Origin of the sequence: Mycobacterium kansasii ATCC 12478, from assembly GCF_000157895.3 — a bacterium.
In the GTDB taxonomy this organism is placed as follows: Bacteria; Actinomycetota; Actinomycetes; order Mycobacteriales; family Mycobacteriaceae; genus Mycobacterium; species Mycobacterium kansasii.
Window position 1 is genome coordinate 704,768 of record NC_022663.1, and the last position, 24,378, is coordinate 729,145.

Here is a 24,378-nt window from a genome sequence, read left to right on the forward strand (position 1 = left end):
GTTACGATCTTGCGGGCCATGGCCCCACAATAGGACCCGGCCGCCAAACGCGGACTGTTGGTGGGCGTATGGTCACGTAACGTCTGCGCAACACGGGGTTGACTGGCGGGCAATAACTCCTCCATACCGTCGGCCGCGAATCACCTAGTAAAGGAGCACTCTGTGACGGATAAGACGCCCGACGACGTCTTCAAAATTGTCAAGGACGAGGGCGTCGAGTTTGTCGACGTCCGGTTTTGTGACCTGCCCGGCACCATGCAGCACTTCACCATTCCGGTCTCGTTCTTCGACGAGAGCGTGTTCGAAGACGGCTTGGCTTTTGACGGCTCGTCGATCCGCGGGTTCCAGTCGATTCACGAATCAGACATGCTGCTGCTTCCCGACCCGGTGACGGCGCGCATCGACGCGTTCCGGGCGGCCAAGACGCTGAACCTCAACTTCTTCGTGCACGACCCGTTCACCCTCGAGCCGTACTCGCGCGATCCCCGCAACGTCGCCCGCAAGGCCGAGAACTACTTGATCAGCACCGGCATCGCCGACACCGCCTATTTCGGCGCCGAGGCCGAGTTCTACATCTTCGACTCGGTGAGCTTCGATTCGCGCACCAACGGCTCCTTCTACGAAGTGGACGCCATCGCCGGGTGGTGGAACACCGGTGCACCCAACGAGGCCGACGGCAGCCCCAACCGCGGCTACAAGGTCCGCCCCAAGGGCGGCTACTTCCCGGTGGCGCCCGTCGACCACTACGTCGACCTGCGCGACACGATGCTGCGCAATCTGATCAACGCCGGATTCAGCCTGGAGAAGGGTCACCACGAGGTGGGCACCGGCGGGCAGGCCGAGATCAACTACAAGTTCAACACGCTGCTGCACGCGGCCGACGACCTACAGCTATACAAGTACATCGTCAAGAACACCGCGTGGCAGGCGGGCAAGACCGTCACGTTCATGCCCAAGCCGCTGTTCGGTGACAACGGCTCGGGCATGCACACCCACCAGTCGCTGTGGAAGGACGGCAGCCCGTTGATGTACGACGAGACCGGGTACGCCGGTCTGTCGGACACGGCCCGGCATTACATCGGCGGCCTGCTGCATCACGCGCCGTCGCTGCTGGCCTTCACCAACCCGACGGTGAACTCCTACAAGCGGCTGGTGCCCGGCTATGAGGCGCCGATCAACCTGGTGTACAGCCAGCGCAACCGGTCGGCGTGCGTGCGGATCCCCATCACCGGCAGCAACCCGAAGGCCAAGCGGCTGGAGTTCCGGTGCCCCGACTCGTCGGGCAACCCGTACCTGGCGTTCTCGGCCATGCTGATGGCGGGCCTGGACGGCATCAAGAACAAGATCGAGCCGCAGGCTCCGGTGGACAAGGACCTCTACGAACTGCCGCCGGAGGAGGCCGCGAACATCCCGCAGGCACCCACCCAGCTGTCCGCGGTGATCGACCGGCTGGAGGCCGACCACGAATACCTCACCGAGGGAGGCGTTTTCACGCCCGACCTGATCGAGACGTGGATCAGCTTCAAGCGGGAGAACGAGATCGAGCCGGTCAACGTCCGGCCGCACCCGTACGAGTTCGCCCTTTATTACGACGTTTAGAGACGTGTAACCCCGGGTACAGCAGCCCGCTTGGCGATTACCTCATCGATCGCCAAGCGGGCTGTCTGTATTCGCGCCTCGACCGAAACGTAAGCCAGCGCACGGCTTTTCCGCCTGACATTGCAGCTGGTCACCCTCCTAAACACTTGTCGCTGCAAGCCGGGCATACCGGGTACCGCCCAGTCGAGACAGCCATGTGGCAGATGGCAGCGCCGTCGTAGCCGGCCTTAACCGTCCAGCGCCAGGTCTTTGCGGAATCGCCGCATGGCGTCCACCTTTTCGGACAGGCCGGCATCCGGCCCGGTATAGAACATCCACGGCATGGTGAGGATCCCGGTGATTCCCGCCTCTTCGGCCCGCCGATAGTCGGCGGCGGTGAACGCATCGGTGAGTGGCGTCAGAACGGTGAAATCCTCTACCGACAGGCCGTTTTCGACGCGTAACTCGCGTAGCCGACCCGCTGCTTCGATCGCGCGGTCGGTCTTGATCAAGTCCCCGATCCAGCCGTCGTAGCGGGCGGCGCGGCGCAACGCGATGTCGCTGAGCCCGCCGACATAGACCGGTATCGGCGGGGGCGTCGGCTGCATCTCCAGCCGCGGAGTTCGGTAGAACCGGCCGCCGAATTCCGTCCAACCCGGTTTCCACAGTTCCCGCATCAGCGCGAGCATCTCGTCGGTGCGCTGTCCGCGGGCCGCGAACTGCTCCCCCATCAGGGTGAACTCCTCCTCGCACCAGCCGACCCCCACGCCCAGCTCCACCCGGCCGGAAGCCAGAAAGGCTGCGGTGCCAATGGCTTTGGCCGCCGAGTAGGGGTTTCGCATGGCCGGAATGTAGACCGTGGTGACGAACTTCAGCCGTCGCGTGACCTGCGCGAGCGCGCCAACGAGAACCCACGGATCGGGCCAGTCGGTGAACGGCGGCCAACGTCGTTGCCCGTCCTTGGTGTAGGGATACGGGGTGGTCAGGGTTTCCAGGTTGACGACGTGGTCCGGGATACCTATGCCATCGTAGCCCAGATCGTCGGCGGCTTTGGCGATCTCGATGATCTCCGCGGTTTTCAGGAAGGCACTGCTGATGTAGAACTTCATTCGGCTTCTCGCGCCCACGCCGGTTTGACGAAGATTCCTTCGGCCTCCACGGTGACGCCGGCATCGTCGCAAATGAAGCCGCGCGCAAAGGCTTTCACTCCCTCCGTGCGGTCTATCCAAGCTTCGGAACGCAGCGGTCCCAGCGGTGTGCCGCGCAGGTACTTCACCGTGATGGTGCCGGTGAACAACGGCTGGGTCAGCCCCTGGCTGGCCGCCTCGCCCAGCATGTGGTCCAGCACCAGGGCGCACACCCCGCCGTGCGCCAAACCGGGCGGCCCCTCGTAGGCCGCGCCCAGCACGAACTCGCTCCAACACCGCCCCTCGGCGTCGTGGTGGACAACCAGCGGCGGCGCGATCGGATTGCACTGGCCCACAGCGGCGTTGCCCAATGGGACGGGCCGCCCGTCGACCCGGTAACTGATACCCGACGGGCGGATCCGTTGACTGCGCAAGGACCGCGTCACCGCTTCGATCGCGGTGCGCGCCTGAAGGATGACGTCGTCGTCGGCCTGGGTCCGGATGGTGGCGTCGATGAGGTCACGAACGGCCGCGGCCAGCGGCGCATACGTCGCGGTGACCCGATCGTGCTCGGCTTCGCTCAACACCTCGAACGTGGCGTCCAACTCCAACCGTCCTCCCCCTAGCTTCCGAACACCTTGCGCACCACTGCTTTTGCGCGCCGCGTCACCCGCAGGTAATTGTCCAGGAACTCGCCACCGTCGTCGTTGTGCCAGCCGGCGGCTACCGCGACCGCATTGAGCTGACGTCCCGGTCCGGGTAGCTGATCGGTGGGCTTGCCCCGGACCAGTACCAACGCGTTGCGCGCCCGGGTGGCAGTCAGCCAGGCCTGCCGCAGCAGGCCAACCTCGTCGTCGGGGACCAGCCCGGCCGCGGCGATCGCGTCCAGGGATTCCAGCGTCGAGGTGTTGTGCAGGCCCGGCACCTCATGGGCATGCCGCAGCTGCAGCAGCTGCACCGTCCACTCGATGTCGGTCAATCCGCCGCGGCCCAGCTTGGTGTGGGTGTTGGGGTCGGCCCCACGGGGCAACCGCTCGGACTCGATACGCACCTTGATCCGGCGGATCTCGCGCACCGCCTCGGCGGACACGCCGTCGGGCGGATACCGCGTCCGGTCCGCCATCAGCAGGAACCGCCGGCCCAACTCCGCGCTACCGGCCACCGAATGGGCCCGCAACAGCGCCTGGATTTCCCACGGCTGCGCCCACTGCGCATAGTAGGCCTCATACGAGGCCAGCGTGCGGACCAGCGGTCCGTTGCGGCCCTCGGGACGCAGGTTGGTGTCGACCTCCAGCGGCGGGTCGACGCTGGGCGTGCCCAACTGCGCCCGCACCTGCTCGGCCACCGACGTCGACCACTTGACCGCTTGAGCGTCACTGAAACCGCTAGCCGGCTCACACACGAACATCACGTCGGCATCCGACCCGTAGCCCAGCTCCGAACCGCCCAGCCTGCCCATGCCGATGACGGCGATGGCCGCCGGGGCGTGGCCCTCCTCGGACAGGTTGGCCCGGATGGTCACGTCCAGCGCGGACTGCAGCACCGCCACCCACACCGAGGTGAGCGCCCGGCACACGTCGGTGACCTCGAGCATGCCCAGCAGATCCGCGGAACCGACGCGGGCCAGCTCCCGGCGGCGCAGAGTGCGGGCGGCGGCGATGGCGCGCACCGGGTCGGCATAGCGCCCGGCCGAGGCGATCAGCGCCCGAGCCACCGCCGCGGGTTCGGTCTCGAGCAGCTTGGGCCCGGCCGGGCTGTCGGTGTAGTTCTGAATCACCTCCGGCGCGCGCATCAACAGATCCGGCACGTAGGCAGAGGTGCCCAGCACATGCATCAGCCGCTTACCCACGGTCGGCTTGTCACGCAGCGTGGCCAGATACCAACTCTGCGTGGCCAGCGCCTCACTGAGTCTCCGGTACGCCAGGAGCCCGCGGTCAGGATCCGGGGCATACGACAGCCAGTCCAGCAGCCGGGGCAACAGCACCGACTGCACCCGCCCGCGGCGGCCACTCTGGTTGACCAGCGCCGACATATGTTTCAACGCGGTCTGCGGACCCTCGTAGCCCAGCGCCGCCAGCTGACGCTCGGCGGCTTCAGACGTCATGCCGCGGCCCGCGATCTCGAGCCCGGCCGGGCCGATCGACTCCAGCAGCGGCTGATAGAAGAGCTTGGCGTGCAACCGGGACACCCGCACGTTCTGGTGCTTGAGCTCCTCGCGCAATACCCCAGCGGCATCGTGTCGCCCGTCGGGCCGGATGTGGGCCGCACGCGCCAGCCAGCGCACCGCCTCGTCATCGTCGGCCGGGGGCAGCAAGTGAGTGCGCTTGAGCCGCTGCAGCTGCAGCCGATGCTCGAGGAGCCGCAGGAACTCGTAGGAGGCGATCATGTTGGCGGCGTCCTCGCGCCCGATGTAGCCGCCTTCGCCCAACGCCGAAAGCGCGTCGACGGTGGAAGCAACATGCAACGAGTCGTCGCTGCGGCCGTGCACAAGCTGCAGCAGCTGCGCGGCGAACTCGACGTCACGCAGGCCGCCGCTGCCGAGCTTGAGTTCGCGGCCGCGGATGTCGGCCGGTACCAGCTGCTCCACCCGGCGGCGCATGGCCTGCACCTCGACCACGAAATCCGCACGCTCGCAGGCGGTCCACACCATCGGCATCAGCGCGTCCAGGTAACGCTTGCCGAGTTCGGCGTCGCCGACCGCCGCGCGGGCCTTCATCAGCGCCTGGAACTCCCAGGTCTTGGCCCAGCGCTGGTAGTAGGCGATGTGCGATTCGACCGTGCGCACCAACTCCCCGCTGCGGCCCTCCGGCCGCAGCCCGGCATCCACCTGGAAAAACGCCGACGACGCGACCCGCATCATCTCACCGGCGACCCGGGTGGTGACCGGGTCGGCACGCTCACCGACGAAGATAACGTCGACATCGCTGACGTAATTCAGTTCGCGCGCACCACATTTGCCCATCGCAATGATCGCCAGCCCCGGCGGAGTGCGGTCACCGCACACCGTCTTCTCGGCCACCCGCAGCGCCGCCGCCAGCGCCGCGTCGGCGATATCGGCCAAGTGGGCAGCCACCACGGTGAACGGCAACACCGGCTCGTCTTCGACGGTCGCGGCCAGGTCCAGCGCGGCCAGCACCAGCAGGTGGTCCCGGTACAGGGCGCGCAACCGGTGCACCACCGAGCCCGGCGCATCCGACGATTCCTCGACACACGCGAGGAAAGACTGCCGCATCCGGTCACGAGACGGCAGCGCGATCTTGCCCCTCAGCAGCTTCCAGGACCGCGGGTGCGCGACCACATGGTCCCCCAACGTCAACGAGGAACCCAGCACCGCGAACAGCCGCCCGCGCAAGCTGCGTTCGGTGCGCAGAGCCGCGTTCAGCTCTTCCCATCCGGCGTCTGGGTTTTCGGCCAACCGCACCAGCGCTCGCAGTGCGGCGTCGGCGTCCGGGGCCCGCGACAGCGACCACAGCAGGTCGACGTGGGCCTGGTCATCCTCGTCGGTCCAACCCAGCTGGGTCAGCCGGGCGCCGGCCTGCGGGTCGACCAATCCGAGACGGCCGACGCTGGGCAGCTTGGGTCGCTGCGTCGCGGGCTTCGTCACGACCTCGACGGTAGCGCACTACGGCTCGGTGCCGGTGCGCCGCGTTGAACTGCCGCGTTGAGCTACAGCGACAGGTAGGTGCGCAATTCGTAGGGCGTGACGTGGCTGCGGTAGGTCGCCCATTCACGGCGCTTGTTGCGCAGGAAGAAGTCAAAGACATGCTCCCCCAACGCCTCCGCGACCAGTTCGGAGGCCTCCATCGCGCGCAGCGCGCTGTCCAGACTGGACGGCAACTCCCGGTAGCCCATGGTGCGGCGTTCCTCGGGTGTGAGATCCCAGACGTTGTCCTCGGCCTGCGGGCCCAGCACGTAGCCTTTCTCGACCCCGCGCAGTCCGGCGGCCAGCAGCACCGCAAACGTCAGGTAGGGGTTACAGGCCGAGTCGGGGCTGCGCACCTCGATGCGCCGCGACGACGTCTTGTGCGGCGTGTACATGGGCACCCGCACCAGCGCCGAGCGGTTGGCCGCGCCCCACGACGCAGCGGTCGGCGCCTCACCGCCCTGAACCAGCCGCTTGTAGGAGTTGACCCACTGGTTGGTCACCGCGCTGATCTCGGAGGCGTGCTCGAGGATTCCGGCGATGAACGACTTGCCCACGTCAGACAACTGGAGCGGATCATCGGGGCTGTGGAAGGCGTTGACGTCGCCCTCGAACAGACTCATGTGGGTATGCATCGCCGAGCCCGGGTGCTGCCCGAACGGCTTGGGCATGAACGTGGCCCGCACGCCCTCGTCCAGCGCGACTTCTTTGATGACGTAGCGGAAGGTCATCACGTTGTCGGCCATCGACAACGCGTCGGCGAAGCGCAGGTCGATCTCCTGCTGGCCGGGCGCGCCCTCGTGATGACTGAACTCCACCGAGATGCCCATGAACTCCAGCGCCTCGATCGCATGCCGACGAAACTTGGAGGCCGATTCGTGCACCGCCTGGTCGAAGTAGCCGGCGTTGTCGATCGGAACGGGCTCCGACCCGTCTTCGGGACCGGGCTTGAGTAGAAAGAACTCGATTTCGGGATGCACGTAGCAGGAAAAGCCGAGCTCGTTGGCCTTGGTCAGCTGCCGGCGCAGCACATGCCGGGGATCAGCCCACGACGGTGAGCCGTCCGGCATGGTGATGTCGCAGAAGATCCGCGCCGAGTGGTGGTGCCCGGAGCCCGTCGTCCACGGCAGCACCTGGAACGTCGACGGATCCGGGTTGGCCACGGTGTCGGATTCCGATACCCGGGCGAAGCCCTCAATCGAGGACCCGTCGAAGCCGATACCCTCCTCGAAGGCGCCTTCGAGTTCGGCAGGGGCGATGGCGACCGACTTGAGGAAGCCGAGCACGTCGGTGAACCAGAGCCGAACAAAGCGGATGTCACGTTCTTCGAGCGTGCGCAGGACGAATTCCTTTTGCCGATCCATAACTGGAACACTATGCAAGCTCTGTTAATACCGTGTTACCAATGCCCGGCCAGACACATTGCCAAGCCGGCTCAGGACCCGCAGCGAAGATTCGCCGGCGGCACCGTCAAATCGACGAAGTAGCGCACCACCGCGGTGTCCACACAGTCGTTGCCGTCGAACACCGCCGTGTGCTGGGTCCCGTCGTAGGTGATCAGCGCGGCGCCCAGCTGCCGGGCCAGGTCCACCCCGGCCTGATAGGGGGTGGCCGGGTCGTGGGTGGTGGAGACCACCACGACCTTGCCCGGACCGGCAGGTGACGCGGCGTGTGGTGTTGAGGTCGCCGGCACCGGCCACAGCGCACACAGATCGCGCGGCGCGAAGCCGGTGAACTGCCCGTAGCTGAGAAACGGCGCAGCCTGGCGGAACTGCTGATCGGCCGACACCCACGACGCGGCGTCCGTCGGCGCCGGCGCGTCGACACAACGAATCGCGTTGAACGCGTCCTGGTCGTTGTCGTACTGGCCATTGAGGTCGCGGCCGTAATAGTCGTCGGCAAGCACCAGCAGGTCGCCGGCGTCGGTGCCGTGCTGCAGCCCCAGCAGGCCACTGGTCAGGTACTTCCAATGCTGCGGGGTGTACAGCGCGTTGACGGTGCCCGTGGCGGCGTCGGCGTAGCTCAGGCCCCGCGGATCCGAGGTCTTGCCTGGCGTGGCTACCAGCGGGTCGACCAGCGCCTGGTAGCGGTTGACCCACTGGGTCGGGTCGGTGCCCAGCGGGCAGGCCGTCGAGCGCGCACAGTCCGCGGCATAGTCGTTGAAAGCGGTCTGAAATCCGGCGAGCTGCTTGACGTTTTCCTCAATCGGGCCGATGGTCGGGTCGATCGCGCCGTCCAGCACCATCGCCCGGACGTGGGCGCCGAACCGCTCGACGTAGGCGGTGCCCAACTCGGTGCCGTAGCTATAGCCGAGATAGTTGATCTGGTCATCACCCAGGGCCTGACGAATCCCGTCCATATCGCGCGCTGCCGACGCGGTCCCCACGTTGGCCAGGAACCCGGGCCCCATCCGGTCGACACAGTGCTGCGCCAGCTCCCGGTACACCTGCTCGATGTGGGCCACCCCGGTCTGGCTGTAATCGACCATCGGGTCGCGCCGGTAGGCGTCGAACTCGGCGTCGGTGCGGCACCGCAGGGCCGGTGTCGAGTGGCCGACCCCTCTGGGGTCGAAGCCCACCAAGTCGAAGTGACGGGCGATGTCGGTGTCTTTGAGTTCGGGCGCCATCACGGCGACCATGTCGACCGCGGACGCACCGGGCCCGCCGGGGTTGAACAGCAGCGACCCGATCCGCTGCCCGGTCGCGGGAACCCGGATGACCGCCAACTTGGCTTGCGCCGTGCCGGGGTGGTCGTAGTCGACCGGGACCGCCACGGTCGTGCAGCGTGCCGTCGGGATATCCCGGCTGTCGGGTACGAACGCGGAGCACGAACCCCAATTCTGTTGCTGCGCTGCGGCCGCGGGCGTTACTGGGCTCTGAGTCTGACCGGTGTCGGCCTCGGGAGTCGCGCGGGCCGACGCCAGTTGACCACCGAGCACGAGTCCCACTGACAGCAGCGCCGAGCTGAACGGTCTGCGACGCGACATGGCCAGCATCGTCTCACCCACGGATACCCGCCGCGACACGAAGGTGTCACGCCTTGATCTCGCACGGCGTGGCGCGCGGTGGGTCCGCGACGGGCCTCAGCCGGCGCCGACGGTCTCTGCTTCCGCCACTTCTTCGTGTCGGCCGACGTGGGCTTCGGCCCGCATGCGTTTCACCATGTGCGGGTAGTGCAGCTCGAAAGCTGGCCGCTCCGAACGGATTCGGGGCAGCTCGGTGAAGTTGTGCCGCGGCGGCGGGCAGCTGGTGGCCCATTCCAGCGAGTTGCCGTGGCCCCAGGGGTCGTCGACCAGCACCGGTTCGCCGAAGCGCCAACTCTTGAATACGTTCCACGCGAACGGCAGCACCGAGATGCCGAGGATGAATGCCCCCACCGTGGAGACCACGTTCAGCGTTTGGTAACCGTCGGTGGGCAGGTAGTCCGCATAGCGGCGCGGCATCCCGGCATTGCCCAGCCAGTGCTGGACCAGGAACGTGGTGTGGAAGCCGATGAACGTCAGCCAGAAATGCAGCTTGCCCAGGCGCTCGTCGAGCAGCCGTCCGGTCATCTTCGGGAACCAGAAGTAGACGCCGGCGTAGGTGGCGAAGACGATGGTGCCGAACAGGGTGTAATGGAAGTGCGCCACCACGAAGTAGCTGTCGCTGACGTGGAAATCCAGCGGCGGGCTGGCCAGCATCACACCGGTCAAGCCGCCGGCCAGGAAGGTGACCAGGAATCCGAACGAGAAGAGCATCGGCGTCTCGAACGTCAACTGGCCCCGCCACATGGTGCCGATCCAGTTGAAGAATTTGAGACCGGTGGGGACCGCGATCAGGAACGTCATGAAGGAGAAGAACGGCAGCAGCACCGCGCCGGTGACGAACATGTGATGGGCCCACACCGCCACCGACAGCGCCGCGATGGACAGGGTCGCATAGACCAGCGTGGTGTAGCCGAAAATCGGCTTGCGGGCAAACACCGGGATCACCTCGGAGATGATGCCGAAGAACGGCAACGCGATCACGTACACCTCGGGATGCCCGAAGAACCAGAACAGGTGCTGGAACAGGATCACCCCGCCGTTGGCCGCGTCGTAGATGTGGGCACCGAGGTGGCGGTCGGCGGCCAGGCCGAACAGCGCGGCGGTCAACAGCGGGAAGATCATCAGCACCAGCACGCTGGTGACCATGATGTTCCAGGTGAAGATCGGCATCCGGAACATCGTCATGCCCGGGGCGCGCATGCACACCACGGTGGTGAGCATGTTGACCCCGCCCAGGATGGTGCCCAGGCCACCCACACCCAGGCCCAGGATCCACAGGTCACCACCGGGTCCGGGGCTGTGGATCGCATTGGAGAGCGGGGTGTAGGCCGTCCACCCGAAGTCGGCCGGGCCGCCCGGCACGATGAAGCCGCTCAGCGCGATCAGCGCACCGAAGATGAACAGCCAGAACGACAGCGCGTTGAGCCGCGGGAAGGCGACGTCGGGGGCGCCGATCTGCAGGGGCAGCACCAGGTTGGCGAAGCCGAAGACGACGGGGGTGGCGTAGAACAGCAACATCGCCGTGCCGTGCATGGTGAACAACTGGTTGTACTGCTCGTTGGACAGGAATTGCAGCCCGGGTGCGGCGAGTTCACCGCGGATCAGCAATGCCATCAGCCCGCCGATGAAAAAGAAGATGTAGCAGGCGACCATGTACATGATGCCGATCATCTTGTGGTCGGTGGTGGTGATGATCTTGTAGATCAAGTTGCCCTTCGGCCCGACCCGGGCCGGGAACGGCCGGCGGGCCTCCAGGTCTTGGGCGGGCGGCGCTTCAGTGGTCACGGGTTGACTCCAGGGGGTCTCATGATCGGAGCGGCATCGGAACAGCGTCGGAACAGCATCGGACAAGCCGCCCAAGTATTCCGGCGCGCCATCGCCGCGCCCTAGGGCCAAACGTCCCTACTTTCCGCGGGGAGTTAGTGATCGCACTCGTACATTCGTCGGGGGCTGGTGTGTTCTGTTAGGGAGGCCGCGCTCGCCCGACACGCGTCGAGATCGACGCCAGCGCGATTCCCTTGACGAACTTACGAGGGTGGCCAGTTAGTCGCCGGGTGTCCCTGCCGGCGTCAGCATTTCGCGCCGCTCGGCGGGGTTGTCCCGCCGATCAGGTAGGCCGTGACGTAGTCGTCGATGCAGCTGTCGCCCTGGAAGACCACGGTGTGCTGGGTTCCGTTGAAGGTCAGCAGCGAGCCGTGCAGCTGGCTCGCCAGGTCAACCCCGGCTTTATAGGGAGTCGCCGGGTCATGGGTGGTCGACACCACGATCGTCGGCACCAGGTCCGGTGCGTAGACGACGTGCGGCTTGCTGGTCGGCGGCACCGGCCAGAATGCACAGGTGCCAAGTGGCGCGTCGCCGGTGAACTTGCCGTAGCTCATGAACGGAGCGAGCTCGCGGGAGCGGCGGTCCTCGTCGATGATCTTGGCGCGATCGGTAATCGGCGGCTGGTCAACGCAATTGATGGCCACGCGCGCGTCGGTCGCGTTGGTGTAATGACCGTGCGAGTCGCGGCGCATGTACATGTCGGCCAGCGCGAGCAGGGTGTCCCCGCGGTGGTCGGCCAGCTCCGAAAGGCCGTCGGTCAGGTGACTCCACAGATTCGGCGAGTACAGCGCCATGATGGTGCCCACGATCGCGTCGCTGTAGCTGAGTCCCCGCGGGTCGTTGGTGTGCGCCGGCCTGCTCACCTGCAGGTTGTCGGGGTCGACCAGCGGGTCGACCAGGCTGTGGTAGACGTCGACGGCCTTGGCCGGGTCGTTGCCCAACGGGCAGCTACCGTCCTTGGCGCAGTCGGCGGCGTAGTCGTTGAAGGCGTCCTGAAATCCCTTGGCCTGACGCAGATCCGCCTCGATGGGATCGGCATTGGGGTCGACCGCGCCGTCGAGGATCATCGCCCGCACCCGCTGGGGGTAGGCCTCGGCGTAGGCGGAGCCGATCCGGGTGCCGTACGAGTAGCCGAGGTAGGTCAGTTTGTCGTCGCCCAGTGCCGCGCGGATGGCATCCAGGTCCTTGGCGACGTTGACGGTCCCGACGTTCGCCAGGAACTTCTTGCCCATCTTGGCGACACAGCGGCTGACGAATTGCCTGGTTTCCTCTTCGATGCGTGCCACACCTGCCGGGCTGTAGTCGACCTGCGGCTCCGCCCGCAGCCGGTCGTTGTCGGCGTCGGAGTTGCACCATAGTGCCGGACGTGAGGACGCCACACCACGCGGGTCGAACCCGACGAGGTCGAACCGTTCATGGACCCGCTTCGGCAACGACTGGAAAACGCCGAGCGCGGCCTCGATACCCGATTCGCCCGGACCACCGGGGTTGATGACCAGCGAACCGATCTTGTCCCCCGTCGCCGGGAATCGAATCAGGGCCAGCGCAGCGATGTCACCGTCGGGATGGGCGTAGTCGACCGGCACGGCGAGCTTGCCGCACAGCGCGCCGCCGGGAATCTTCACGGCCGGATTGGAGCTGCGGCACGGCGTCCACTGCACCGGCTGTCCCAGCTTCGGCTCGGCCATGCGAGCGCGCCCGTCGACCACGCGGATGCAGCCCACGAGAACCAACGCCACGGTGGCGATCGCGGTCCAGATCAGCAACAGGCGCGCGAACTGTTCGCGGCGAGACAGGCACATGGCAACCTATGGTGCCAGAGCCGGCCGAAGGTGCTGGCTAACGACCGTCGTGGGACGAATCACCCGACGGCCGCCAGCAGTTCTTCCATGGCGATAGCAAACTCGTCGGCCATTTCCCACAAGTCCGGCAGCAGTTCCGGACACGAGACCAGACCGATGTCCAACTTGCCGTTGAGCGACATGACCGTGATGTTGAGACCGGAGCCGTGAAAGATCGGCCCCAACGGGTACATCGACTTGACCTGGCAACCCAGCAGGTACAACGGAACCTGCGGCCCCGGCACGTTGGAGACCACCAGGTTGTGCACCGGCAGGCTCTCGGTCAGCCGGGTCCTGGCATAGACACGCATCGCCACCCCGAAAACGGCCGGCGCGGCGAACTGTGACCAATCCTGCAGCAACGTCGCGCCGATGGCCGAACTATGGCCCTTCGCAGCCGAATTCGCTTGGGCGATGGCCCGCAGCCGCTCCACCGGGTCGGCGATTTCGGTGTGCAGGCTGGAGAACATCGCCGAAACCTGGTTCCGCCCGGGACGATCGGACTTGCCGTGCACCGACACGGGCACCGACGCCACCAGCGACGAGTCGGGCAGGGCGTTGCGTTCGGCGAGATATTGCCGAAGCACCCCGGAAACCAGCGCCATCACCAGGTCGTTCACCTTGACGCCGAAGTGGTTCTTCACCGTCTTGATGTCCTCGAGATCCAGTTCGGCGTAGGCGATGTTGCGGCGGCCGCTGATGCTGGCGTTGAACACGGTACGGGGCGCGGCGAACGGGCGTGCCATGGTCAGGCCGTCGCGGGCCCGCAACACCGTGGAGACCACCGAGGACACCGTCTGCGGCATCACGTTGGCCAGCTGTAGCGGCCGGGCGGCAAACCTGACCAGGCCGCCGGCGGCGATCTGCCAGCCGGTGCCACCGCCGACTCCGTCCACCGGATCCGGCGCGGGCGCGTCGGCTTCGGTGGTACACAGCTGCGACATCAGGTTGGCTCCGGTCACGCCGTCCACGGCGGCGTGGTGCACCTTGGTCATGATCCCGATGCGGCCCCGGTGATGGCAATCGGTACCTGCCACGCCTTCGACGACCCACATCTCCCACAGCGGTCGCCGGCGATCCAAGGGCAGCGACGCGATATGTCCGCAGATCTCCGAGAGTTCCGCCCGGCCGCCCGGTGACGGCAAACCGATGCGGTGCACATGGCGATCGATGTGGAAGTCGTCGTCGTCCACCCAGACCGGATGGTCGAGGTTCAACGGGCTGCTGGCGAGCTTCTCCCGGAACTCCGGCAGCGCTTTGACGCGAAGCGACAATGCCTCGCGCAGCCGGTCGAAGGTGTAGCCGCCCGGCATCGTCGAGGTGTCCAAGTCCATGATCGAGCACACGTGCATCGGCTGGGACGAGGTTTCCAGGTACAAGAAGCTGGCGTCGAGGCCACTGAGCCGCTGCATCCGCCGATGGTAAGCCGATTCACGGGGTCCCACGGTGTATCTACGCCGAAGAGATGGCAGACTGTGAGTGTCAGACGAACCCGGGGACCCCTTGCTGGGCCACGAGGATCGACCCGACCAACACCTAGGGACAAAGATGTCTGAGCAGAATATCTATGGCGCCGGCCCGTCGACGCCCGCCGACCCGACCGCGCCACGAACCAAGATCCGCACTCACCACCTGCAGAAATGGAAGGCCGAAGGCCACAAGTGGGCCATGCTCACGGCCTACGACTACTCGACCGCGAGGGTCTTCGACGACGCCGGCATCCCGGTGCTGCTGATCGGTGATTCGGCCGCCAACGTCGTCTACGGCTACGACACCACGGTGCCGATCTCGGTCGACGAGCTGATTCCGCTGGTCCGCGGCGTCGCGCGGGGCGCCCCGCACGCACTGGTGGTCGCCGACCTGCCATTCGGCAGCTACGAGGCCGGACCCACCGCCGCGCTGGCCGCGGCCACCCGGTTCATGAAGGAAGGCGGCGCGCACGCGGTCAAGCTGGAAGGCGGCGAGCGGGTGGCCGAGCAGATCGCCTGCCTGACCGCGGCGGGCATCCCGGTGATGGCCCACATCGGCTTCACCCCGCAGAGCGTCAACACTCTGGGCGGGTTCCGGGTGCAGGGCCGCGGTGACGCCGCCGAGCAGACCGTGGCGGACGCGATCGCCGTCGCCGAAGCCGGAGCGTTCGCGGTGGTGATGGAGATGGTGCCGGCCGAGCTGGCCACCCAGATCACCGGCAAGCTGACCATTCCGACGGTCGGGATCGGCGCCGGGCCCAACTGCGACGGCCAGGTCCTGGTCTGGCAGGACATGGCCGGCCTCAGCGGCGGCAAGGCCGCCCGCTTCGTCAAGCGCTACGCCGACATTGCGGGCGAATTACGCCGCGCCGCAAGGCAATACGCCGACGAGGTGGCAGGCGGGGTCTTCCCCGCCGAGGAGCACTGCTTCTAGGTCTTCTCGATCTTCTAGGTGGTCACTGACACCGGTTCCGGAAGTCGGTCAGCGGCTGGCGAATGCCCTGCAGGTCGGCATGAACCGCCGGGTTGGCATCCATGTACTGCTGCAGCTGGTCACGGATATCCTCGCGGGGCTGACCCTTGAGGCTGGTGAAGTAGTCGTTGACGTCTGGATGGGTGAACAGATAAGCGGAGGTGGCCGCCGCCACCCCCGCCGACACCCCGGCCAGGTCGGCTGCCGTGCAATTCGGCGGTGGCGGCATGGGGTCGCCCGGATCCGCCCAGGCCGGCCCGATACCGCCGAACAGCATCGCGGCGCTGATCGCGCCGGCACCCAACCCGCCGGCGACCACCCGGGACGAGGCACAACCCAAGAACAACATCGACAACTCCTTCGTCAGGGGATCCGAAGGGGATCCGATCGCCTCCCACAGCCAAGCCGCAGCGGTGGCCCGCACCGCAAACGATAAGTGGTTCCGGCGACACGTACCGACCAACATGCCGTACTGCCCGTGACCCGAGCCTGGGCCGGGCGGCCAACCCCGGGTGTGGCACTCTCTATGAGGCCTATCCACGATGTACGACCGCGGCGACGCGCTGTCACCGGAGGCGAAATGCCCGTACCTGCGCCGAAGATGGCGCGCCAGCTGGAGGTCGAGCGCAAGTTCGACGTCGTCGAGTCGACGGTGTCGCCGTCGTTTGACGGCATTGCGGCCGTGGCCCGGGTCGAGAAGAAGCCGCCCCAGGAGCTCGACGCGGTGTACTTCGACACCCCTGCGCAGGATCTGGCCCGCAACCGGGTCACCCTGCGACGGCGGACCGGCGGCCTGGACGCCGGTTGGCACCTGAAGTTGCCGGCCGGGCCGGACGCCCGAACCGAGATCCATTTCCCTATCACGGGCGGGGACGCCGTGCCGGCGGAGTTGCTGGATGTGGTGCTGGCGATCGTCCGTGACCGTCCCGTCGAGCCGGTCGCACGGATCACCACCCGACGGGAAAGCCAGTTCCTCTACGGCGCCGACGGCACCGCGTTGGCCGAGTTCTGCAATGACCACGTCACCGCGTGGTCGGCCGGACAAGCCGACGGCTCCGATGCCGGGCCCGCCGAACAGCAGTGGCGGGAATGGGAACTCGAGCTCATCGACGCGACCGGGGCCGCCGGTGACGAGCTGCTCAACCGGCTGAGTAACCGGTTGCTCGACGCCGGGGCCGCCCCCGCCGGGCACGGCTCCAAGCTGGCCCGGGTGCTGGGCCGGACGTCGCGGTCGGCGCGCGGGCCGGTGCCGGTGGATCCGGTCCACCGGGCGGTGGCCCAGCACGTGGAAGAGCTGCTGACCTGGGATCGCGCGGTGCGCGCCGACGTCGACGACTCGGTGCACCAGATGCGGGTGACCACCCGCAAGATCCGCAGCCTGCTGCGGGAGGCCCCGGATTCGTTCGGATTGGCCGACGGCGCATGGGTTCTCGACGAACTGCGTGAGCTCGCCGGTGTCTTGGGGGTGGCGCGCGACGCCGAGGTGCTCGCCGAGCGCTATCAACACGAACTGGACGGGCTGGACCCGGAGTTGGTGCGCGGGCCCGTGCGCGAACGCCTCGTCGAGGGCGCCCGTCGGCGATATCAGACGGGATTGCGACGGTCGCTGATCGCGATGCGCTCGAAGCGATACTTCCGCCTTTTGGATGCTCTCGACGCGATGGTGGCCGAATATCCGGTGACCACGTTCGGGCCGGGACCCGAACAGGCGACCCCGCCCAACATCGACGCGGCCTACCGTCGCGTCAAGAAAGCCGCCAAGGCCGCCAAGGCGGCGCGGGCCGCCCACGCGGCAGGTGCCGCAGCGGACGAGGCCGAGGGAGGCGCGGCCGCAGTAATCCACCCCAATGAGGCACTACACCGAATCCGCAAGCGCGCCAAACGATTACGCTATACCGCAGCGGCTACCGGAGCCAACGGGGTGGCCCAGCAGGCGAAGGCCGTCCAGACGTTGCTCGGAGATCATCAAGACAGCGTCGTCAGCCGGGAACATCTTCTCGAGCAGACCGAAGCCGCACATGCCGCGGGCGAGGACACCTTCACCTACGGCCTGCTCTATCAGCAGGAAAGCGATCTTGCCGAAAGCTGCCGGGCACAGCTCGGCGCGACGCTGCGCAAACTCGACAAAGCGGTGCGTAAAGCACGACCTTGAGCCGCACGATGCGAATCCCGGCGCGGAGCTAGCGCGGGCGAGTTGGCCTGTAAGCCGGATTCTGTTCCCTGCCGCCGCGGCTGAACCAACGGCGGCACGGCGGCGACCATCCATCTGGACACACCGTCACCGGGTGCCTCGAGCGGCCTACCCGCAGACTCGGGCGAGCAACCCTCCGGCGTCTGCGCGGCCGCACCTTCGTGCGGCCTTCTTGGCCTTGCTTCGGGTGGGGTTTGCCTAGCCACCCCGGTCACCCGGGATGCTGGTGCGCTCTTACCGCACCGTTTCACCCTTACCACCACGAGGATGGCGGTTTGTTTTCTGTGGCACTTTCCCGCGAGTCACCTCGGATTGCCGTTAGCAATCACCCTGCTCTGTGAAGTCCGGACTTTCCTCGGCTCGGCGCCGATCCTTGCGAACCAACTCGAGCCGCGGCCGCCCGGCCAACTCGTCCGCGACCAACACCGTACCTCCTGCGCATATTCCAAGGCCAGCGTTCGTTTGGCCACCGCGATTCAATATCGTTTCTATATCGTCTGCCTCGGCAGCATGTGACGACGGGAGGAGCGGATCGATGTCGTCGACCCGGTGGCAAACCCGCGCCGACTCCGGCGACTGGGACGCCATCGCCGCACAGCTCAGCGCCCACGGCGGCGCTTTGCTACCCAGGCTGCTCACAGTCACCGAGGCGGCGCGCCTCCGCAGGCTGTACACCAGAGACGACCTGTTCCGCAAGACCGTCGACATGGAGCGCCACCGCTATGGCGCCGGCGAATACCGCTACTTTCGACAGCCCTACCCCGAGCCGCTCGAGCAACTCAAGCACGCCTTGTATCCCCGGCTGCTGACCATCGCCCGGGACTGGTGGGCCAAACTGGGCCGAGACAGCGCCTGGCCGGACACCTTGGACGAATGGCTGCAGAGGTGCCATGCCGCCGGCCAGACCAAGCCCACCGCGCTGCTGTTGCGATATCGCGCCGGGGATTGGAACGCCCTGCACCGTGACCTCTACGGCGACTTGGTGTTTCCGCTTCAGGTGGTGATCAACCTCAGCGACCCAGCCACCGATTACACCGGCGGCGAGTTCCTCCTGGTCGAGCAGCGGTACCGAGCCCAATCCCGGGGCACCGCAACGCAATTGCCGCAAGGGCATGGGTACGCATTCACCACTCGGGACCGCCCGGTGCCCTCGGCTCGCGGGTGGTCGGCCGCACCGGTACGGCACGGTATCTCGGTGGTGCATTCGGGAGAACGCTACGCGTTGGGGCTGATCTTCCACGACGCCGCCTGAACCGCCGGGTTCAGCCGACAGCGAGCGCGTCCGTCGAGCGTGACCGGCCGTCAACCGCGGCGTGACCGCGGTCAACACAGTTTTGAATTTTTCTTCAGAACCTCTTGACTGATGATAGCTTCGTGAGTGAATATATCGTCAGTTTCCTAATTCTGGAGGATGTCTGGTGACGTACGATCTGGCCGCCCACAACAACTTGCACAGCGAGCAGGGCGCTCGCGAAGGCGAGCACCCCGGACGCTCGCGCAACCCGGTGATCAAGATTCACGACATCGCCTGGCTGGAGTTCGAGAAGCCCGACCTGAACCGCGCCGGGGCGTTCGCTCAGGCGTTCGGCTTCGCCGTCTCCGCACGCACCCCCGACGAGCTGCAGCTGCGTGGGGCCGACGCGGCATCGCCGTGCATCCTCATCCGGCGCGGCCATCGGTCCCGACTGGTCGGCGCGGCATTCACAGCCCAGGACAAAGACGACCTACTGCGACTGTCCGACGCGACCGGACGGACCCCTCAGCGGCTGTCCCACACGCTCGGCGGTGTCTCCGTCGACCTGACCGATCCGGGCGGGCTCACGGTCCGCGTGGTGGCGGGCACCCACCAGTTGGAACCGCTGCCGTCGCAGCCGCCGCACACCTTCAACACCGGACACGAGGTGCAGCGCATCAACGCCACCCAACGGCCGCCCCGGCGACCGGCCACCGTGCAACGGCTCGGGCACCTGGTCCTGCAGACCACCACCTACCTGCAGACACTCAATTGGTACCTCGACACCCTGGGCATGATCGTCAGCGACTTCCTGTACTACCCGGGTCAACGCGAGCGGGGCCCGACCATGAGCTTCATCCGCTGTGATCGCGGCCTGTCCCCCACCGACCACCACACCCTGGCGCTCGCGTTGGGTCCGGCCAACCGCTATGTGCATTCGGCCTATCAGGTCTGCGACCTGGATTCGTTGGCCGCCGGTGGGCAATACCTGGCCGACTGTGGGTATCGCCGGTCGTGGGGAATCGGCCGCCACATCCAGGGCAGCCAGCTCTTCGACTACTGGCGCGACCCGGAGGGGCTGCTCGTCGAGCACTTCACCGACGGAGACATGTTCGACTGCACGCTCGAACCCGGCTGGGCGCCGTTCGCGGCTTCCGGCCTTGCCCAATGGGGCCCGCATGCGACCAAAGACTTCCTCGGTGCCGACTTCAAATCCCTACCGCGAGAAGCGCTGTCGATGCTCCGGGCCTTACGCGCCGACAACGAATTCGATTCCCGCCGCCTGATGGGCCTGATCAAAGCGGCCAACTCATGAGCGTCACCATCCTTCGCACCGCAGACGCCTGGTGGGTGCAAACCGCCGACGGCGCAAGCAAAGTCGATACCGCTGCGGTAAGCACTGGCGAGTTGTTGGCCGACCGCGCGGCCATCGACGCCGCGGCGACCGGCGGTGAGCGCGTCCCGGTGGACGGCCTGCGACTGATGTCGCCGGTGACGACGCCCTGCCGAGTGGTGGCGCAGATGACCAACTTCGCCTCACACGTCAAAGACGCCGGTATGGACCCGAATTCGACTCCGCTGACCTTCTTCCGGAAGGCGTCGGGTTCGATCAGCGGGCCGTTCGACGACATCGTCAAGCCCGCGCATGTCCGGTTCTTGGACTACGAGGTCGAGATCGGGTTGGTCATCGCACGGGAATTGCCCGTCGGCGCCACCGTCACCGCCGCCAACTGGTCCGACTATGTCGGCGGCCTGGTGGTGACCAACGACGTGTCGGCGCGCGACATCCAGCTCCCCAAAACCCAGTTCTACGAAGCAAAGTCGTATCCGACGTTCACCCCGGTCGGACCGGCACTGGTGCTGCTGGATGCCGGCGAGCTCGGGCGCTTCGGCGAGCTGCGGCTGCGGCTGCGGGTCAATGGCGAACTGCGCCAGGACATGCGCGTGGCCGGCGACATGATCTATTCGCCGCTGCAAGCCCTGCAGGGGTTGGCGCGGTTTCAGCATCTGCAGCCCGGAGATCTCGTGCTGACCGGCACCCCGGTGGGCACCGCACTGTCGGCTCCCGCGAAACCCGTCCAGATCGTCAGTTCGCTATTGCCGCCCGCGGTCAAGTGGAAAGCCTTCTTCAAGCGTCAACTCGGCAATCCCAAGTACCTGCACGACGGCGATGTCGTCGAGGCCACCATCGGAACCGACGACGGCGCGATCGACCTCGGCACGCAACGCACGGTGGTGCGGTACAAGTGATCACTCCGCCCGATTCCGTGCCAGTCGTCGTCGTCGGCGCCGGGCCTACCGGGGTCACCGCAGCCACCCTGCTGGCCCAATACGGCATACCCTCCTTGCTGCTGGACAGGTGGGAAAGCGTCTACCCCCAACCGCGGGCAGTACACCTGGACGACGAGATCAGGCGGATCATCACGTGGCTGGGCATCGGTGACGAGTTCGCCGCGATCTCACGCCCGGCCCTGGGCCTGCGGCTGGTCGACCCGGATCTGCGGACGCTGGCTCAGTTTCACCGCGATCCGGCCCACAGCGCGCACGGCTTTCCGCAGGCCAACATGTTCGACCAGCCCGAGCTGGAAGAACTGCTGCGGGCAAACCTCAAGAAGCACAGCTGTGTTGCGTTTCGCGGCAACGCCGAAGTCACCGAGGTCAGCCAGCGCGAGCCCGGCCGGGTGCGGGTCAGATACACCGATCGCGTCAGCGGTGAGGAGCACGTCGTCGACGCCGGCTACGTCCTGGGTTGCGACGGCGCCAACAGCGTCGTGCGTGCCTCGATAGGTGGCGTGCTGCGTAGCCTCCGGTTCGAGCAACGCTGGCTGGTCGTCGATGTGGCGACCGACTCCACGATCGACCAGTGGGACGGCGTGTACCAAGTTTGCGACCCCTACCGGGCCGCCACCTACATGCGCATCGGTAAAAGCCGCTACCGCTGGGAATTTCAGCTGCGGGCCGACGAAACCGCAGCCGACTTCGCCACGATCACGAGTCTGTATCCACTACTTGCCCCGTGGGTCAACGGAGTGCCGGCCGACGAGCTGTCGGTGGTGCGGGTTGCCGAATACACGTTTCGGGCAGCCGTGGCCGACACCTGGCGCCAGGGGAACGTCTTTGTGCTCGGCGACGCCGCTCATCTGACTCCGCCGTTCATCGGCCAGGGGATGGGAGCCGGAATACGCGATGCGGCGAATCTGGCCTGGAAGCTGGCCGGCGTACTGACCGGAAATCTTCCCGACACCGTTCTCGACACCTACGAACAAGAGCGAAAGCCGCACGCCCGCGCCATGATCGGACTCGCCCTGACTGTCGGTTGGTCCATGACGGCCGGCGGCAGGTTCGGCAACGCCGTGCGCGGCGCGGTGGTGCCGCGGCTGCATCTCGTCCCTGGGATGCGGTCACGGTTAACCACCAGCCGGACACCGGCACTGCACCGCAGCGCCCTGGTGCACAAGACGTTGAGCGGCTGGCGGCGCACAGGAGCATTGTGCCCCAACGCAATTCTTCCTACCGGTGAACGACTCGACGCGGTGCTGGGACGAGGCTTCGCGCTCATCACCACCGAGACACCCAATTCTGGTCAGCGCGAACAACTCCGTCGCCGCGGGGCCGTGGTAATCGACGCGGCGCCGGGCAGCGAACTTGCGCACTGGCTGCAGCGCGGCGGCGTGACGGCGGCCATCATCCGGCCCGACCGCACCGTGCTGCGCGCCGGCCGGCGGCTGTCCGGTCTGTGCGACGCGGTGCCCCGATTTGTGTTGTCCGGCAACAGCGATAGTGCCGACGGCGAGAGGAGATGACGATGCGCAACGATCCGCGTGGTGTCGTGCTGGCGTGCTGTGGCGCGTTGGTGGTGGTCATGTCGGCGGTCGCCGGCGTCAATGTGGCGCTGCCCGACATCGCGTTGGACCAAGGGGCCAGCGCGACCGATCTGACCTGGATCGCCGACGCCTACACGGTGGCGCTCGCGGCGCTGGTGCTGCCGGCGGGAGCCATCGGTGACGACTTCGGCCGGCGGCGCACCCTCATCGGCGGCACCCTGCTGTTCGGACTGGCCAACGTGCTGGCGGCCGCCGCCGGCTCACCGCACACGATCATCATCGCCCGGGTGATCATGGGTATCGGCGCGGCACTGATCATGCCCAGCACGTTGTCGACGATCACTGCCGTCGTGCATCCCGACCATAAAGGCCGCGCTGTCGGCATCTGGGCCGGATTCGCCAGTGCGGGATCGATTATGGGGCTGCTGATCAGTGGCCTGTTGCTCGAGCACTACTCATGGCGCTCCACCTTCATCGGCACCGCCGCGATGGCCGCGGTATCGCTGCTCGTCACGGTGGCGCTGGTGCCCGACACCAAGAGCGCGGAGGAACCCGCGCCCGACTTCCCCGGGGCCGGTTTGAGCGCGATCGGGATCGGCGCGCTGGTGTACGGCATCATCGAAGGCGCCGACCATGGCTGGACCCATTCCACCGTGGTTGTGGCTTTCGTCGCGGCGGTGTCGGCGATGACACTGTTCGTCGTCCACGAGCTGCGCGTTGCGCGCCCGATGCTGGATCCGCGCCTGTTCGCCGACGGCGGCTTCAGCTCCGGAACGGCGGCGCTGATCATCCAATTCCTGGGCACCTTCGGCTTCTTCTACGTCGGGCTGCAGTACATCCAGCTGATGCTCGGCTACGGACCGCTCAAGTCCTCGCTGGCGATGCTGCCGATGGCCGCAGTCGTCCTTCCGGTTTCCGCGATCGCCCCGAAACTCGGTGAGCGCCTTGGCAATCGGCTGGTGATCGCCGCGGGGCTGGCGTGCATGGTTGCCGGCTTCGCCCTGCTGGCCCGCCTCGGCACCGCCTCCACCTACACCGATCTGCTGATCGGCATGCTGGTCTTCAGCGGCGGCCTGGCGTTGTCGGCCACCCCGGCGACCAATACCATCGTGGACTCGCTGCCGCCGGACAAACAAGGCGTCGCCTCGGCGATGAACGACGTCACTCGCGAACTGGGCGCCGCCCTGGGCATCGCGCTGCTCGGCTCGCTGTTCAGCGCCGGTTACCGCAACCACCTCAGGCTGCCGGCGGCGGTGCCGCAGCAAGCGGCCGGCACCATCCGGGAATCACCCGCGGCGGGCATGCACCTCGCCGCCGACCCGCAATTGGGCGCGCTGGGCCCCAGCGTCAACGACGCTGTCCGCGATGCCTTCGTCACCGGCCTGTCACACGCCTTCACCGCAGGCGCCGCCATCACCGGTCTGACACTCGTTCTCCTGCTGGTGTTCCCGCTGCCGCGACGCGGTCGGCACCGCAAGGCGCGGCGCCTGCCCGCGCCGCCGAGTCCGTCGTGGTGGCTGCCGCTGGTGCGCGGCCAGCTGCCCAGCCCTGCGAAGTCGACCAAGTCGACCAAGTCGACCGGGCCAGCGCGGCAACACAACTGATGTCGGCACCGATCGGCCCGCGGACGCGTCTGCGCCGTCTTCACG

Annotated in this window: 17 protein-coding genes and 1 other RNA gene; 8 read left to right on the forward strand and 10 right to left on the reverse strand. The window is 66.9% G+C overall.

The window, feature by feature from the left end; translation table 11 throughout:
* Positions 1 to 162: 162 nt before the first annotated feature.
* Positions 163 to 1,599 (forward strand): type I glutamate--ammonia ligase, encoded by a 1,437-nt coding sequence (gene glnA / locus MKAN_RS02975; protein WP_023364968.1) that lies wholly within the window; start codon positions 163 to 165, stop codon positions 1,597 to 1,599.
* A gap of 227 nt (positions 1,600 to 1,826) precedes the next feature.
* Here the strand turns inward: glnA (MKAN_RS02975) and MKAN_RS02980 are convergent, their stop codons facing one another.
* From MKAN_RS02980 to MKAN_RS03015, 8 genes are all read right to left on the reverse strand, one after another.
* On the reverse strand, positions 1,827 to 2,687 hold the full coding sequence (locus tag MKAN_RS02980; protein ID WP_023364970.1) for a TIGR03619 family F420-dependent LLM class oxidoreductase: 861 nt from the start codon (positions 2,685 to 2,687) through the stop codon (positions 1,827 to 1,829).
* Complete coding sequence (locus MKAN_RS02985) at positions 2,684 to 3,310, reverse strand: PaaI family thioesterase (RefSeq protein ID WP_036393401.1); 627 nt, start codon at positions 3,308 to 3,310, stop codon at positions 2,684 to 2,686. The genes MKAN_RS02980 and MKAN_RS02985 overlap by 4 nt, the downstream gene beginning before the upstream one ends.
* A 17-nt stretch (positions 3,311 to 3,327) precedes the next feature.
* Positions 3,328 to 6,309, reverse strand: a complete 2,982-nt coding sequence (locus tag MKAN_RS02990; RefSeq protein ID WP_023364974.1) for a bifunctional [glutamine synthetase] adenylyltransferase/[glutamine synthetase]-adenylyl-L-tyrosine phosphorylase — start codon at positions 6,307 to 6,309, stop codon at positions 3,328 to 3,330.
* Between the two features lie 62 nt (positions 6,310 to 6,371).
* Positions 6,372 to 7,712 (reverse strand): type I glutamate--ammonia ligase, encoded by a 1,341-nt coding sequence (gene glnA / locus MKAN_RS02995; protein ID WP_023364976.1) that lies wholly within the window; start codon positions 7,710 to 7,712, stop codon positions 6,372 to 6,374.
* A gap of 71 nt (positions 7,713 to 7,783) precedes the next feature.
* Positions 7,784 to 9,343 (reverse strand): alpha/beta hydrolase, encoded by a 1,560-nt coding sequence (locus MKAN_RS03000; protein WP_099184937.1) that lies wholly within the window; start codon positions 9,341 to 9,343, stop codon positions 7,784 to 7,786.
* An 87-nt stretch (positions 9,344 to 9,430) separates the two neighbouring features.
* A complete protein-coding gene (gene ctaD / locus MKAN_RS03005; RefSeq protein ID WP_023364979.1) occupies positions 9,431 to 11,158 on the reverse strand; it encodes an aa3-type cytochrome oxidase subunit I in 1,728 nt (575 codons plus the stop codon).
* A gap of 284 nt (positions 11,159 to 11,442) precedes the next feature.
* Positions 11,443 to 12,999 (reverse strand): alpha/beta hydrolase, encoded by a 1,557-nt coding sequence (locus MKAN_RS03010; protein WP_023364981.1) that lies wholly within the window; start codon positions 12,997 to 12,999, stop codon positions 11,443 to 11,445.
* 59 nt (positions 13,000 to 13,058) lie between these two features.
* Positions 13,059 to 14,450, reverse strand: coding sequence for a WS/DGAT/MGAT family O-acyltransferase (locus MKAN_RS03015; protein ID WP_023364983.1), 1,392 nt, complete (start codon positions 14,448 to 14,450; stop codon positions 13,059 to 13,061).
* A gap of 136 nt (positions 14,451 to 14,586) precedes the next feature.
* Between MKAN_RS03015 and panB the strand changes: the two genes are divergently transcribed.
* On the forward strand, positions 14,587 to 15,441 hold the full coding sequence (panB, locus tag MKAN_RS03020) for a 3-methyl-2-oxobutanoate hydroxymethyltransferase (protein WP_023364985.1): 855 nt from the start codon (positions 14,587 to 14,589) through the stop codon (positions 15,439 to 15,441).
* A 22-nt stretch (positions 15,442 to 15,463) separates the two neighbouring features.
* On the opposite strand, the gene MKAN_RS03025 is transcribed toward panB, so the two are convergent.
* A complete protein-coding gene (locus MKAN_RS03025) occupies positions 15,464 to 15,829 on the reverse strand; it encodes a heme-binding protein (protein ID WP_042313256.1) in 366 nt (121 codons plus the stop codon).
* A 231-nt stretch (positions 15,830 to 16,060) separates the two neighbouring features.
* Between MKAN_RS03025 and MKAN_RS03030 the strand changes: the two genes are divergently transcribed.
* Positions 16,061 to 17,632 (forward strand): CYTH and CHAD domain-containing protein, encoded by a 1,572-nt coding sequence (locus tag MKAN_RS03030; protein ID WP_036393127.1) that lies wholly within the window; start codon positions 16,061 to 16,063, stop codon positions 17,630 to 17,632.
* A gap of 34 nt (positions 17,633 to 17,666) precedes the next feature.
* Here MKAN_RS03030 and rnpB read toward each other — a convergent pair.
* Positions 17,667 to 18,083: RNase P RNA component class A (gene rnpB / locus MKAN_RS29000), an RNA gene on the reverse strand.
* 123 nt (positions 18,084 to 18,206) lie between these two features.
* Here rnpB and MKAN_RS03040 point away from each other — a divergent pair.
* From MKAN_RS03040 to MKAN_RS03060, 5 genes are all read left to right on the forward strand, one after another.
* The gene (locus MKAN_RS03040; protein WP_023364991.1) at positions 18,207 to 18,923 is read left to right on the forward strand and encodes a 2OG-Fe(II) oxygenase; all 717 of its coding nucleotides are present in this window, start codon (positions 18,207 to 18,209) and stop codon (positions 18,921 to 18,923) included.
* A gap of 166 nt (positions 18,924 to 19,089) precedes the next feature.
* Positions 19,090 to 20,220 (forward strand): VOC family protein, encoded by a 1,131-nt coding sequence (locus tag MKAN_RS03045; RefSeq protein WP_023364993.1) that lies wholly within the window; start codon positions 19,090 to 19,092, stop codon positions 20,218 to 20,220.
* On the forward strand, positions 20,217 to 21,155 hold the full coding sequence (locus MKAN_RS03050; RefSeq protein WP_023364995.1) for a fumarylacetoacetate hydrolase family protein: 939 nt from the start codon (positions 20,217 to 20,219) through the stop codon (positions 21,153 to 21,155). The genes MKAN_RS03045 and MKAN_RS03050 overlap by 4 nt, the downstream gene beginning before the upstream one ends.
* Entirely contained in the window at positions 21,155 to 22,708 is a 1,554-nt protein-coding gene (gene mhpA / locus MKAN_RS03055) for a bifunctional 3-(3-hydroxy-phenyl)propionate/3-hydroxycinnamic acid hydroxylase MhpA (RefSeq protein ID WP_042313259.1), read from the forward strand. The genes MKAN_RS03050 and mhpA overlap by 1 nt, the downstream gene beginning before the upstream one ends.
* A 2-nt stretch (positions 22,709 to 22,710) precedes the next feature.
* On the forward strand, positions 22,711 to 24,333 hold the full coding sequence (locus MKAN_RS03060) for an MFS transporter (RefSeq protein WP_051404513.1): 1,623 nt from the start codon (positions 22,711 to 22,713) through the stop codon (positions 24,331 to 24,333).
* Positions 24,334 to 24,378: the final 45 nt, after the last annotated feature.

Bases quoted from the DNA above. Each gene is read 5' to 3' on its own strand.
- MKAN_RS02980 (WP_023364970.1), bottom strand. From the start codon at position 2,687: ATGAAGTTCTACATCAGCAGTGCCTTCCTGAAAACCGCGGAGATCATC.
- glnA (WP_023364976.1), bottom strand. From the start codon at position 7,712: ATGGATCGGCAAAAGGAATTCGTCCTGCGCACGCTCGAAGAACGTGAC.
- MKAN_RS03000 (WP_099184937.1), bottom strand. From the start codon at position 9,343: ATGCTGGCCATGTCGCGTCGCAGACCGTTCAGCTCGGCGCTGCTGTCA.
- MKAN_RS03010 (WP_023364981.1), bottom strand. From the start codon at position 12,999: ATGTGCCTGTCTCGCCGCGAACAGTTCGCGCGCCTGTTGCTGATCTGG.
- MKAN_RS03015 (WP_023364983.1), bottom strand. From the start codon at position 14,450: ATGCAGCGGCTCAGTGGCCTCGACGCCAGCTTCTTGTACCTGGAAACC.
- panB (WP_023364985.1), top strand. From the start codon at position 14,587: ATGTCTGAGCAGAATATCTATGGCGCCGGCCCGTCGACGCCCGCCGAC.
- MKAN_RS03025 (WP_042313256.1), bottom strand. From the start codon at position 15,829: ATGTTGTTCTTGGGTTGTGCCTCGTCCCGGGTGGTCGCCGGCGGGTTG.
- MKAN_RS03030 (WP_036393127.1), top strand. From the start codon at position 16,061: ATGCCCGTACCTGCGCCGAAGATGGCGCGCCAGCTGGAGGTCGAGCGC.
- MKAN_RS03040 (WP_023364991.1), top strand. From the start codon at position 18,207: ATGTCGTCGACCCGGTGGCAAACCCGCGCCGACTCCGGCGACTGGGAC.
- MKAN_RS03050 (WP_023364995.1), top strand. From the start codon at position 20,217: ATGAGCGTCACCATCCTTCGCACCGCAGACGCCTGGTGGGTGCAAACC.
- MKAN_RS03060 (WP_051404513.1), top strand. From the start codon at position 22,711: ATGCGCAACGATCCGCGTGGTGTCGTGCTGGCGTGCTGTGGCGCGTTG.